10 protein-coding genes and 1 tRNA gene are annotated in these 12807 nt (G+C 72.6%); 9 read left to right on the top strand and 2 right to left on the bottom strand.

Annotated elements, in window-relative coordinates:
* Positions 1 to 8: 8 nt before the first annotated feature.
* Positions 9 to 965, bottom strand: a complete 957-nt coding sequence (locus ACOJVX_RS02855) for an acyl-CoA desaturase (protein ID WP_026417400.1) — start codon at positions 963 to 965, stop codon at positions 9 to 11.
* 164 nt (positions 966 to 1129) lie between these two features.
* Between ACOJVX_RS02855 and ACOJVX_RS02850 the strand changes: the two genes are divergently transcribed.
* The 5 genes from ACOJVX_RS02850 to ACOJVX_RS02830 all read left to right on the top strand — a co-directional run bounded on the left by ACOJVX_RS02850 (position 1130) and on the right by ACOJVX_RS02830 (position 7731).
* On the top strand, positions 1130 to 2446 hold the full coding sequence (locus ACOJVX_RS02850) for an alpha/beta hydrolase family protein (RefSeq protein WP_418154749.1): 1317 nt from the start codon (positions 1130 to 1132) through the stop codon (positions 2444 to 2446).
* 209 nt (positions 2447 to 2655) lie between these two features.
* Positions 2656 to 2726: transfer RNA gene (locus tag ACOJVX_RS02845), tRNA-Gln, on the top strand.
* A gap of 280 nt (positions 2727 to 3006) precedes the next feature.
* Entirely contained in the window at positions 3007 to 4524 is a 1518-nt protein-coding gene (locus ACOJVX_RS02840; RefSeq protein ID WP_245588675.1) for a GGDEF domain-containing protein, read from the top strand.
* Positions 4525 to 4735: 211 nt separating this feature from the next.
* On the top strand, positions 4736 to 6241 hold the full coding sequence (gene glmU, locus ACOJVX_RS02835; protein ID WP_051313330.1) for a bifunctional UDP-N-acetylglucosamine diphosphorylase/glucosamine-1-phosphate N-acetyltransferase GlmU: 1506 nt from the start codon (positions 4736 to 4738) through the stop codon (positions 6239 to 6241).
* A gap of 518 nt (positions 6242 to 6759) precedes the next feature.
* On the top strand, positions 6760 to 7731 hold the full coding sequence (locus ACOJVX_RS02830; RefSeq protein ID WP_248783771.1) for a ribose-phosphate diphosphokinase: 972 nt from the start codon (positions 6760 to 6762) through the stop codon (positions 7729 to 7731).
* A 182-nt stretch (positions 7732 to 7913) separates the two neighbouring features.
* Here ACOJVX_RS02830 and ACOJVX_RS02825 read toward each other — a convergent pair whose 3' ends face one another.
* The gene (locus ACOJVX_RS02825; protein ID WP_026417404.1) at positions 7914 to 9323 is read right to left on the bottom strand and encodes an Nramp family divalent metal transporter; all 1410 of its coding nucleotides are present in this window, start codon (positions 9321 to 9323) and stop codon (positions 7914 to 7916) included.
* Positions 9324 to 10153: 830 nt separating this feature from the next.
* Between ACOJVX_RS02825 and ACOJVX_RS02820 the strand changes: the two genes are divergently transcribed.
* From ACOJVX_RS02820 to pth, 4 genes are all read left to right on the top strand, one after another.
* The gene (locus ACOJVX_RS02820) at positions 10154 to 10933 is read left to right on the top strand and encodes an FtsX-like permease family protein (protein WP_418154753.1); all 780 of its coding nucleotides are present in this window, start codon (positions 10154 to 10156) and stop codon (positions 10931 to 10933) included.
* A gap of 40 nt (positions 10934 to 10973) precedes the next feature.
* On the top strand, positions 10974 to 11582 hold the full coding sequence (locus tag ACOJVX_RS02815; RefSeq protein ID WP_026417407.1) for a 50S ribosomal protein L25/general stress protein Ctc: 609 nt from the start codon (positions 10974 to 10976) through the stop codon (positions 11580 to 11582).
* Between the two features lie 122 nt (positions 11583 to 11704).
* Entirely contained in the window at positions 11705 to 11971 is a 267-nt protein-coding gene (locus ACOJVX_RS02810) for a DivIVA domain-containing protein (protein WP_026417408.1), read from the top strand.
* Positions 11972 to 12121: 150 nt separating this feature from the next.
* Positions 12122 to 12703 carry an aminoacyl-tRNA hydrolase gene (pth, locus tag ACOJVX_RS02805; RefSeq protein WP_026417409.1) on the top strand — a complete coding sequence of 194 codons (582 nt, stop codon included), beginning with the start codon at positions 12122 to 12124 and terminating at the stop codon, positions 12701 to 12703.
* Positions 12704 to 12807: the final 104 nt, after the last annotated feature.

Raw genomic sequence — 12807 nt, 5'->3', positions numbered from 1 at the left:
CCCGGATGTCACTCCTCGTTCGCGCTGATCCTGGCGAGCCGCCCCGGCGTGGGCCAGCGCACCTTCGTCGCCCAGCCCACCTTCTCGAAGAACCAGATGACCCGGGCGGAGATGTCGATCTGACCCCGCTTGACGCCGTGGCGGGCGCACGTGGGATCGGCGTGGTGCAGGTTGTGCCACGACTCCCCGAAGGACAGGATCGCCAGCGGCCAGAAGTTCGCGGACTTGTCGCGGGCCTTGAACGGGCGCTCGCCGATCATGTGGCAGATCGAGTTCACCGACCACGTGACGTGGTGCAGGAAGGCCACCCGGACCAGACCGGCCCAGAAGAAGGCGGTCACCCCGCCCCACCAGGACCAGGTGATCAGCGCGCCCAGCACTGCGGGCAGCAGGAAGCTGATGATGGTCCAGAGCCAGAAGAGCTTCTGCACCCGCACGATGCGCCGTTCGGCGACCAGGTCCGGGGCGAAGCGGTCGGCGTTGGTGACCCCCGACTCGAACAGCCACCCCATGTGGGCGTGCCAGAAGCCCTTGGCGAGGGCGGCCGGGGAGGAGCCGAACAGCCAGGGCGAGTGCGGGTCGCCCTCCTTGTCGGAGTACGCGTGGTGCCGGCGGTGGTCCGCGACCCAGGTGATGACCGGGCCCTGGACGGCCATGCTGCCGGCGATGGCGAGACCGACCCGCAGCGGGCCGTTCGCCTTGAAGGAGCCGTGGGTGAAGTGCCGGTGGTACCCGACCGTGATGCCGAGTCCGGTGATCACGTAGAAGACGGCGGCCAGGCCGATGTCGACCCAGCTCAGCCCCCACCCCCACGCGAGGGGGACCGCCGCGATCAGCGCGGCGAACGGGACGAGGACGAACAGGTACACCGAGAACTGGGCCGCGGCGGAGCGCTCCCCCTGGAGCAGGGGCTTCGGTCCACGGTTCTCACCGGGCGGAGAGGCGGGTTCGAGGGTCGCTGTCATCGGCGGCACACCCCTGTGGTCGCGAGCGGAGCTCGGGCGGACGGACCTACGGCTACGGAACCGTAACCTACGCCAGCGTAGGTTACGGGGGGACGTGAGGCCAGTGGGGGTGCGGCTGCCCGGAACCGGTAGGCGATCGGGGCCAGGGGGTGCATGATGCTGCGATGCCAGAGGATGCGTCGCGCGCACAGCGCGCTTCGGACGGGAACGACATCCCCGCCCGGCCCCCCGCCGAACGACTCGGCGCCGGAACGTCCGAAGCTCCCGCCGCCCCGGCGACCACCTCCCCACGTCCTCCCGACGGGGAGCACGCGCATCCCACCGGGACCCGGAGCCGGGGTGCGCGCCGCGCGCGGAGCGGGCGGCGGCGCCGGGTGCTGTTCGTGTCGCTGGGCGCCGTGGTGGTGCTCGGCGTGACCGGCCTGCTCGGGGTGGGGTGGTACTACACGGAGGAGTTACTCACCCCCGTCCGCTACTCCGAGACCTACCCCGAGGTGGTGCGCGGCGCGGACGAGGGCAGCGTGCTGTTGGCGGACTCGCCGGCGGCCAGGTCGCCGGGAACCACGGGACTGTTCTGGTCGGAGGGCACCGCCCTGCTCGGCGACCCCACCCCCGCCGGTGACGGCCTGGTCGCACGGGAACTCGTCGCCGGCACGCCACCGGCGGCCGGGACCCCGGCACGTCTCGACCGGGAGGGCTGGCGGGACCCGGGCGGACTCGGCCTGGACTACCGGGAGGTCGCCGTGACCACCGAGGTCGGGGAGGCCCCGGCCTGGCTGGTGCCCGCCGAGGACGCGGCCAGCACCTGGGCCGTCCTGGTGCACGGCCGGGGAGCGGACCGGGCGGAGGGGCTCCGCGTGCTGCCCACGCTCCAGGAGCTGGGCATCCCCGGGCTGCTCATCAGCTACCGCAACGACGAGATCGCCCCGGCCTCGGAGGACGGGCTCTACCACCTGGGCCATTCCGAGTGGCGGGACGTCGTCTCGGCGATGGAGTTCGCCGTGGACGAGGGTGCGGAACGGATCGTGCTGGTCGGCTTCTCCATGGGCGGGGCCCTGGTGGGTCAGACCTTGGGGAACTCGGAGCTGGCCGAGCGGGTGGACGCGGTCGTGCTGGACGCCCCGGTCCTGAACTGGTCCACCACCCTGGACCTGGAGGCGGACAACCGGGGCATGCCGAAGGTCTTCGGCCGCGTCGCCGAACTCGTGGCCGGGTGGCGGACGGGCCTGTCGTTCGCGGACCTGGACCTCCTCACCAACCCGCCGGAGCGGCGGCCGGCCACGCTGCTGCTGCACGGCGACGAGGACCTGACCGTGCCAGTGGGCGACTCGCGTGCGCTCGCGGCCGCTGCCGACTCCCTCGACTGGCCCGTGGAGTACCACGAGTTCCCCGGCGCCGAGCACGTCGCGTCGTGGAACCAGGACCGGAACAGGTACGAGGAGGTCGTGCGGGAGTTCCTGACCAGGACGACCGGGCGGTGACACCCGGGCGGTGGGACGACATCCTCCCGGCGGGGTGGACGCGGGGGAAATCCCGCGCACGGCGGGGGAACGGGCCGGTGACCCCCACGCGACCCCGCCCGCACGGGTAGGGTCGCACCCTCGACAACGATGGTGGTGGTGGCCACCATCACCCGTGATGTCGGGACGTGTCACCATGTCCTGGCACGACGGTCACGGCTGTCGGGCGATCCGCCGTGGTGTAAAGGCAGCACCTCGGATTTTGGTTCCGATGGTCCAGGTTCGAATCCTGGCGGCGGAGCGGTGAGGCCAGTGCCCTGCCGAGCGGGTTCGGGGTCGACGTTCGGACGAGCGGCCGCAGGGGCCGTGGGGGGTGTGCACAGCTGCACGAGGAGACCGCCGGTCAGCAGGAGGCACCCGTACTCGGGGAGCTCTCTGACGCGTGGCTGGTCGCCAGGGCGCACGAACTGATCGCCACCTCCCAGATCAGCGAACGCAACGTCCGGCTGGACGTCGCCGACGAGGTCGAGGACCTCCTCGCCGAGGCACAGCGCCGGGGCGAGCCCAGCCTGATCGCGCAGATGCTGCGCGCGGCCTCCGTCGTGCGGCTCGTGACGAAGGGCCACGAGGACCGCGCCGTCCCCCTGCTGGACGAACTCGTCGCCCACACCCGCCGCCACGGGCTGCTCGCCCTGGAGGCCGACGCCCACGCGCTGCGGGGCCGCGCCTCACTCGCCTTCGGTGAGGAGGACGCCGCGTTGACCGAGGCGGCCGTAGCCATGGCGATGCTCGACGAGAAGCTGAGCCCCGATCCGCTGATGGACCGCCGCACGTGGCAGCGGCTGCTGTCGACCGCGCTGTCCGACGTCGCCCTCGTGCTCACCCAACTCGGCGTGTACGAGCTCGCCGACGAGGTGATGGCCAGGGCCCACGAGCACATCCGCAGCAGCGGCGGACCGCACCACATCTCCGTGCACCTGATCAACCGGACCAGGATGCTGCTGGGCTGGGGCCTGCGGCTGGAACGGGCCAACCGGTACGAGGAGGCCACCGACCGCTACGCCCTGGCCTCGGCGATCGCGGTGTCCGTCGAGGGGCCGTGGCGGGACTCGTTGCACCCGCGCGCCCGGGAGCGACCGGCCGCGGAACAGGTACCGGTGGTCGGTGCCGCGCACGCCCTCGCCCGCCCCTCCCCCGACCACGTCGAACCCCTCCGCCTCCTGCACGAACGCTGCCGCTACCCCCGCGAACTGATCATCGTCTCCCTCGCCCTCTGCCGCTGCCTTGAGGCCGACGGCCGGGAGGCGGAGGCGTTGGAGGTGCTGGCCCAGGCCCGGGAGGAGGTCAGCAGCGACCCGAACGAACCACCACTGTGGCTCTCGCTGGCCCGCGAGTTCGCGCGCCTCTGCGGCCCGGAGGACGGGGAGGCGGCCACCCTCGCGCTCGAGCAGTACAACGCGGCGTTGGAGGACGAGCTGTGGACGCTGCGGGAGACCCGGCTCGGCACCCTCCAGACCCGCCGGGAACACGAGAGGCTGACCCGCAAGCACGGCGCGATGGCGCGGCAGGCGCTCCAGGACCCCCTGACCGGGCTGGCGAACAGGAGGGCGCTGGACGAGGAACTGGACTCCCTCATCCGCACTCCCCAGGCCTACCCGCTGGCGGTGGCGCTGTGCGACCTCGACGGCTTCAAGGGGGTCAACGACCGGTGTTCGCACGCCGAGGGGGACGACGTGCTGCGCGTGGTGGCCAGCACGCTGCGCGACGCGTTGCGGGCCGACGACACCGTCGCCCGCTACGGCGGCGACGAGTTCGTGGTCCTGCTGCCCGGTTCCACCCTGGAGGAGGCGGAGATCGCGCTCAACCGCGCCGTGCGCGCCGTCGCCGCGCTGCCCCACGACCTCTCGCGGGGGGTGACGCTGTCCATCGGCGTCGTCGCCACCGGGGACCAGGAGAGCGGCGGGCAGGTCCTGGCCAGGGCCGACTCGGCCATGTACCAGGCCAAGCGCGGTGGTGGCAGCCAGGTGTTCACCGCCGGGCCCACCGGTGAGTCGGTGAGCGAGCTGACCACCGAACTGTGGGAACCCCCGAGCGGATGAGACGAGGTCGTCCCCGCGCGCGGCGGCTGGTCGCCCCGCGTCCGGACCCACCAACAGCGGAGATCAACTCCGTGGGCCGTCGCGCGGCCCGGCCGGCGACCACCCCTTAGGATCAGGCACCCTGAAGGGCGAACGACCGTGGGTCCGCCGCGTCCCGGCCACCCCGGAGCCGCCGCCCGACCTCACGGAGAACCGCGGAGGGAGATCCTCGATGCGTCACGGTGCTAGCGCCGGTCCCGTTGCCGACGAGGCCGGAACGGGCCCCGTCAGCACGATCATCCTCGCGGCCGGCGAAGGCACCAGGATGCGGTCGTCCACCCCCAAGGTGCTGCACGCGATCGCCGGGCGGTCCCTGGTGGAGCACGCCGTGCGGGCCGCCGCCGAGCTGGGGCCGGACGAGCTGGCCGTGGTCATCGGCCACGGCCGCGACCGGGTCGGCGCGCACCTCGACGCCGTGGGCGACCGGATGGGCCGCGAGATCCGGCTCGCCGTGCAGGAGGAGCAGCTGGGCACCGGGCACGCGGTGGCCTGCGGGCTCGCCGCCCTGGACGGCGCGGCCGACGCGGGCACCGTCCTCGTCAGCTACGGCGACGTCCCGCTGCTGGACGGGGCCACCCTGTCCGCCCTGCTCGCCGAGCACCGGTCCGCCGGCAACGCGGTCACCGTCCTGACCTCGGTCGTGGCCGACCCCACCGGGTACGGGCGGGTGACCCGCGACGACGACGGCGCGGTGACCGCCATCGTGGAGCACAAGGACGCCACCCCCGAGCAGCTCGCGATCACCGAGATCAACTCCGGTGTCTACGCCTTCGACGCGGCGGTCCTCTCCGACGCGCTGGGGCGGCTCGGGACGGCGAACGCGCAGGGCGAGCGCTACCTGACCGACGTCCTCGGGATCGCCGTGGGCGACGGCCGCCGCGCCGGAGCGCTGGTGTGCGGCGATCCGTGGCTGGTCGAGGGTGTCAACGACCGGGTCCAGCTGGCCCGGCTCGGCGCGGAGCTCAACCGGCGGCTGGTGGAGCGGTGGATGCGCGCCGGGGTCACCGTGGTCGACCCCGACTCGGTGTGGGTGGACGTCGACGTCCAGCTGGAGCGGGACGTGCTGGTCGAACCCGGCGTGCAGCTGCGCGGGACGACCACGGTGGGCGCGGGGGCCACGGTCGGCCCGGACAGCACCCTGGTGGACTGCGAGATCGGTCCGGACGCGGTGGTGGTCCGCACCCACGGCACGGGGGCGGTGGTCGGAGCGGGTGCGACCGTCGGCCCCTTCGCGTACCTGCGCCCCGGCGCGGAGCTCGGGGAGAAGGGCAAGATCGGCACCTTCGTCGAGGTGAAGAACTCCCAGATCGGCGCGGGCAGCAAGGTCCCGCACCTCAGCTACGTCGGTGACGCCACGATCGGCGAGTGCAGCAACATCGGCGCGGCGAGCGTGTTCGTCAACTACGACGGGGTCGAGAAGCACCGCACGGTCGTCGGGTCCCACGTCCGCACCGGCTCGGACAACATGTTCGTCGCTCCGGTCACGGTCGGGGACGGCGCCTACAGCGGGGCCGGGACGGTCCTGCGCCGCGACGTCCCCCCGGGCGCGCTGGCCGTCTCCGGCGGCCCGCAGCGGAACCTGGAGGGCTGGGTGGAACGCCGTCGTCCGGGCACCGCGGCCGCCGAGGCCGCGGCCCGCGCCCGCCGCGCCGCCGAGGGGGAGCACCCGGAGGCCTGAGACACGCCGTTCCGGGCACGGCCCGCCGAGGTCGTCCGCCCCGGAACCCGCCGGGCTCGGTCGGCGGGCGGCGCCCGGTTCGCGGCCGACTGGCGCTCGGCTGGGCCGGTGGTGTCGTCCCGGTCCCGCGCCGGGCGGTGGCGGGTCGTCCGCTCGCCGGTGGCCGGGCGCGGTCCCCGCTCCGGATGGGACGGAGCCGCCCACCTCCGAGACGCCGTCCGTCCGGCGGGCCCGGCTGACCAGGGCGCGCGACCGGTGTCCCCGCCGTCGACCGGCGCCGGGCCGGGCCGGGACGGCACCGCCATCCGGGGGTTCACCGGCGCGGCCGATGGGAGCAGCCCGTTGGCCGATGTGTGACGTGGTCGGCCCGTCATGTGGTCGCAGCGCCAACGCCCGGACAGGTACCGTTCGTGGGGCCGTGAAGGTCGCGGCACCGAGCCGTAACGTCTTGAGAGGTAAACAGCGGTGTTGATCTTGCTCAGGTACGACTGCTTCGGAGGGACCGGCGCGTGAGCCCGATGGCTGGCACTCCCAAGAAGAACCTGATGTTGTTCTCCGGCCGGGCCCACCCGGAACTGGCCGAAGAGGTCGCCAAGTACCTCAACGTCGGCATCACCGCGCAGTCCGCCTACGAGTTCGCCAACGGCGAGCTGTTCGTCCGGTTCGAGGAATCGGTCCGGGGCTGCGACGCCTTCGTACTCCAGAGCCACTGCGCTCCCATCAACACCTGGCTGATGGAGCAGTTGATCATGGTGGACGCGCTGAAGAGAGCCAGCGCGAAGCGCATCACCGTGATCATGCCCTTCTACCCCTACGCCCGACAGGACAAGAAGCACCGGGGCCGCGAGCCCATCTCGGCACGGCTCGTCGCCGACATGTTCAAGACGGCCGGCGCCGACCGGATCATGTCCGTTGACCTGCACACCGCCCAGGTGCAGGGCTTCTTCGACGGCCCGGTCGACCACCTGCTCGCCCAGACGCTGCTGGCCGGCCACGTGGCGAAGACCTACCAGAACCGCGAGATCACCGTCGTCTCCCCGGACTCCGGCCGGGTGCGCCTCGCCGAGAAGTGGGCCGACACCCTCGGGCAACGTCCACTGGCGTTCATCCACAAGACCAGGGACCCGTTCAAGCCGAACGAGGCCATGGTGAACCGCGTCGTGGGTGACGTCCGCGACCGGGTGTGCGTGCTGATCGACGACATCATCGACACCGGCGGCACCATCGTGAAGGCCGCCGAGGCGTTGAAGGAGGCGGGTGCGGCCGAGGTGGTCATCGCCGCCACCCACGGCGTCCTCTCCGACCCGGCCACCGAACGGTTGGCCAACTGCGGGGCCAGCGAGGTCATCTTCACGAACACGCTGCCGATCCCCGAGGAGAAGCACTTCCCCGGTCTGACGGTGCTCTCGATCGCACCGCTGCTGGCCAGGGCGATCCAGCAGGTCTTCGAGGACGGCTCGGTCACCAGCCTCTTCGACGGCGACGCCTGACCGGCACGAGGTGACGGGCCCGACCGGTCCTCCGGTCGGGCCCGTCGTCCGTCGACACCCTCCGCTGGCGGGCCGGCGGCACGCGTGCCACCGCGCCCGCGCGTCCCGCCAGCCGAGGGCCGCGTGGCCGGTGGGCGCTCCTCCCGACGACCGGCCGGACCCCGCCACCAGCCAGCCCCTCCTCAGAACAGGTTGACGACCTCGATCGCGGCGAGGACGGCGAACAGCGCCACGCACACCCCCAGCAGACCGTTGGACACCCAACGCGACCGGTACGGGCGCGGGGTGCGCCGCGAGTTGAGCAACAGCACCAGGGTCAGCGCCAGGAACGGCATGAACAGGGCGCCGAGCACGCCGTAGGCGACGATCAGTTGGAACGGCCGGTCGAGGAAGAGCAGCGCCATCGGGGGGAAGGTCAACCACAGCAGGTAACCCCGGTAGGCGGTGCTGCGCTCCCCGGCCCTCCGGTCGTAGTCGTGCTGGTCCGCCTGGCCGCTGGGCGGGGCCGGCAAGGCCACCTCCCCGGCGGCGGCCGCCTCCTCCACCCGCCGCGTCGGCTCCGGCCGGTCGGCGGGAGCGGCCTCGGCACCGGCGTCCGCCGGTGCCGCCGGCGGCGCCTCGCGGTGGCGGAACACCCGCCACCAGTCGGCGAACAGCAGGCTGACCCCGTTCCACACCCCGATGAGGGAGCTGAAGGACACGGCGAAGAAGCCCACCAGGAACGGGATCCGGGCCCACTCGCCGTAGTTGGCGTCCAGGGTGTCGGCGAGGGTCAGCAGCCCACGGTCGCCGGAGAGCACGTCCTGCCCCAGCAGCATCTCCGAGCCGACGATGAGCATGGCGACGACGAACACCCCGGTGGTGACGTACCCGACCGTGTTGTCCAGCCGCATCATCGCCAGCCAGCGGGGGGAACGCCAGCCCTTGGCGTGGGTCCAGTAGCCGTAGGCCGCCATCGTGATCGTGCCCCCGACGCCGCCGGCCAGGCCGAGGACGAACACGAGCGACCCGGGCGGCAGGTCGGGCACCAGACCACCGGCCATCGCGGTGAGGTTCGGGACGACCAGGACCGCGGTGCCCACCACGGTCACGAACATGACGCCGACCAGCGCCGTCATGAGCTTCTCGATGAGCGCGTAACGGCCGAACCAGACGATGCCGAGCCCGGCGAGGCCGCACAGAATCCCCCACTCCCGCACGGAGAGCACGGGGAAGAGCGCGTTGAGCGGCAACGCGGACGCCGACATCGCCGTCGCCCCGTAGACGAAACCCCAGACGACGGCGTAGGCGCCGAAGTAGATCAGCGTCCAGCTACCCAACTGGCGCCACCCGCTGAGCATGGTCTGCCCGGACGTGAGGTGCCAGCGGCCGACCGCCTCCGCCAACGCGATCTTGAGCACGGTGCCGAGCAGCACCGCCCACAGCAGCGTGTACCCGTACCGCGAACCGGCCACCAGGGTGGCGACGAGATCCCCCGCGCCCACCCCGGTGGCCGCAGCCATGATCCCGGGGCCGAGTTGGCGCAGCCTGGCCCGCACGGGTGGCCCGTCGTCCGCCACCCGCCCCGATCCCGCACCGACCGTGTCAGACATGGCACCGAACGTAGTACCCCGTCTGCCCGAACGGAAGAATCCCGACGCCGGGACACCGGGGCACGACGTGTTCGCGGGGCTCACCGTGATCCAGCCGGGACGCGATCCCGGCCACCCCGGCCCAGCGGGCGGAATTCAGGGAATATCGAGTCGGAAATTCACCAACTCGCCTTCGCGGAGCATTCCACTACCCCGATCGTCGGCACGCGGAGAACGTTGTGCGCCTACCGGAGAGCTCTTCGCACGCGCCTCCGCGCGCACGGGACCAGCATCCGCTCCGGAAATCCCACGGGCTCGACGAGCGCAGCAGGGGAACGCGGCGACCTCCGCCCACCGGAGAGCAGGGGGAGTCCTCCCACCACGACCGTACGGTGGTCGCCGACCCTCCTGACCTGTGATGCCCTGGCCCGCGCCGCCATCCGGAGCCTGACACGCCAGCGTGGATTCCGGCGCACCGCGATGCGCCCGGGAACAGGGCCGGCCATCGCGGGACGCACTCCGGTTCGAGTAGCCCGCGGCGGAGCGAGATTTCCGAAATCCCACTACCCGCCCTTCCACGATCAGGAATTTCCCACCGGGTCGGCGCCATGAGTAGCCTTGTCGGTCCGACCCAGCGGAGCGATCATCCGGTATCCAGCAGCGGGATGTCCTCCGAGGCCCATTGGGAGAACCTTCTTGCTGCGAGCAGTGGACATTCGGAAGTCGTACCGATCCGGGACCGTATCGGTGCCCGCGCTGCGGGGAGTCAGCCTGGACGTGGCGGCCGGCTCCCTCACGGCCGTCATGGGACCGAGCGGCTGCGGGAAATCCACCCTCCTCACCGTCGCCGGGTGCGGGCACTGCTCACCGCCGACGTCGGGCAGCACTACGGCCTCGGCGTGGAGCGGGGCCCGGAAGCGCAGCGGGTCCTCGCCACGAGCACGGTGGTCGCGGCGGTGGCCCTCGCGGTGCTCGGCGGCACGTTGGCGCTGGTCGTCACCGCGCTGTCGGTCAGCGAGACCCGGCGGGAGCTGGCGACCCTGGCGGCGGTCGGGGCGAGCCGCCGGTTCCGGGGGGCGGCCGTCGCCGCGCACGCCTCGGCGGTGACCGCCACCAGCGTCGGGCTCGGTCTCCTCGTGGTCGTCGCGCTCGCTCCGGCCGTCGTGCTCGCCCTGGAGGGCGGCTGGTCAGTGCTCCCGTGGTGGGGGCTGCTCGGGGCCGCGCTCAGCTGCTGGTGCGTGGCCACCCTCACCGCCTACCTCGGATCCCGCTGGTCGGTGCGGGGCTACCGCACCGCGTGCTGGGCCGGCGAGGCCGGCGGACTACCTGGAACCCGCTCGATGCCGGCACGCCCGGCTGGTGCCGGCCCGTCCCGTTCGGCTGGGCCTCCCCCAACAGGTGGGCGGCGACGGGCCGTGACCGGGCGACGACCCCCGGCCGCCCACCGGGCCGTGGGCGTGGGCCGTGCGGACCAGGAGTTACCCCCGGTTCCCGCTGCTCCGCGCCCCGGCCTACACTTGTCGGGTTGCCTCGGCGAGGCCAGTACACGCTCTGGTGTGATCGACGCGGCGGCTGCTCTGGCCGCGCTCTGTCACGACGAGCGCGCCGCGCCGCCGCGACCACGACGCTGATCGACCGTCCGCCGCCATCCCCAGCAAGGAGTGCATCGCCGTGTCCCAGGTACGTCTTGCCGCTGAGCCGCGCACCGAGTTCGGCAAGGGTGCCGCCCGCCGCACCCGCCGCGCCGGGAAGATCCCCGCCGTCCTCTACGGCCACGACTCCGACCCGAAGCACCTGTCGCTGCCGGCGTTGGAGTTCGCCAGGGTCGTCCGGGAGCAGGGCTTCAACGCCGTCCTGTCCCTCGACATCGCCAACGGTGGGTCGGAGCTGGCCCTGACCAAGACGGTCACCACCCACCCGCTGAAGAACTACATCGAGCACGTGGACCTGCTGCTGGTCAAGCGCGGCGAGAAGGTCACCGTCGACGTGCCCGTCACCGTCGCCGGTGAGCCCGGCCCCGGCACCCTGGTGGACCAGGAGCTCACCGAGATCCAGGTCGAGGCCGACGCGCTGAACATCCCGGAGTCCTTCGAGGTCTCCGTCGCCGGCGCCCGTGAGGGCTTCCAGGTGACGGCCGCCGACGTGCCGCTGCCCTCCGGCGTCACCCTGGTCAGTGAGCCCACCACCCTGCTGGTCAAGGTGGAGGCCTCTCCGACGGCCGCCCAGATGGACACCGGCGAGGAGACCGCTCCGGCCGAGGGCGAGTCCGAGGAGAGCTGATCCGAGCGCCCGACCTCCTGGTCGGGCCGCGTTCGGACCAGCGACGAGACACCGAGCACGCGCGGCGCACCCCGGATTCGGGGTGCGCCGCTCGCCGTCAGACAGGATGTGACACCCGCACCATGGGTTTGACCGCCGCCGACGTGAGCAACGTGGTCATCCGGAAGTCGCCCAGGTTGCTCCGTTCCCGGGGCTACGACGTGGACGAGGTCGACTCGTTCCTCCGCCTCGTGGTGGAGGCGCTGGACGGGCACTCCCGGTTGACGGCGCGGGACGTGCGTCGGGTCGCGTTCCGCGGCCCGCCGACCGGCCGGCGGGGCTACCACCGGGACGATGTCGACGGCCTGCTCGACCTGGTGGAGATGGCCCTGCGGGAACGCGGCCGCTGACCGGTTCCCTGCCCCCGACCGGGTCAGGCCACCGGCCGGCCGTGCTGTCCGGTTCCGGGATCGACGGGCCAGGGGTGCGACCCCGCCGTCCCGGGGCACGGCACCGGTAGGGTCGGTCCGCTCGCGGGCCTCGACTGGAAAGGGTTGGCCGTGACAACCGAGGACACCCCGTTTCTGCTGGTGGGACTGGGCAATCCCGGGCCCCGCTACGCCGGGAACCGGCACAACGTCGGCTTCATGGTGCTGGACCTGCTGGCCGGCCGGCTCGGCGCCCGCTACAAGGGCCACCGCAGCGGTTGCGACGTCGCCGAGGGACGGCTGGGCGGCGTTCGGGTGGTCCTGGCGAAACCCCGTTCCTACATGAACGTCTCGGGTGGCCCCGTCGTCGGCGCCGCCCGCTTCTACAAGATCCCGCCGGCCAGGACGGTCGTGGTGCACGACGAACTGGACCTGCCCTACGGGGCGATCCGGTTGAAGTCGGGCGGCGGCGAGGGCGGCCACAACGGGCTGCGGTCCATCACGTCCTCGACCGGTACCCGCGACTACCTCCGGGTCCGGTTCGGGGTGGGTCGACCGCCCGGTCGGATGGACCCGGCCGCCTACGTCCTCAAGGACTTCTCCGGGGCCGAACGCAAGGAGTTGGAGTTCTTCGTCGACCGGGCGGCCGACGCGGCGGAGGCGGTGGTCACCACCGGCCTGGAGGCCGCGCAGAACACCTTCCACGCGCTCTAGGTCCCGACGTCGCCGGAAGCGTTCCACGCCTCAGCCGTCGTCCCGGCGCCCGCCGGCCCGCGCCGCACCCGAGCCCGGGGGTCGACACGCGGTGACACCCCGAG

Origin of the sequence: Actinoalloteichus caeruleus (assembly GCF_049311605.1) — a bacterium.
GTDB lineage: Bacteria > Actinomycetota > Actinomycetes > Mycobacteriales > Pseudonocardiaceae > Actinoalloteichus_B > Actinoalloteichus_B caeruleus.
The sequence above is the reverse complement of the archived record's forward strand: the minus strand, read 5'-3'. Positions and strand labels throughout refer to the sequence as shown.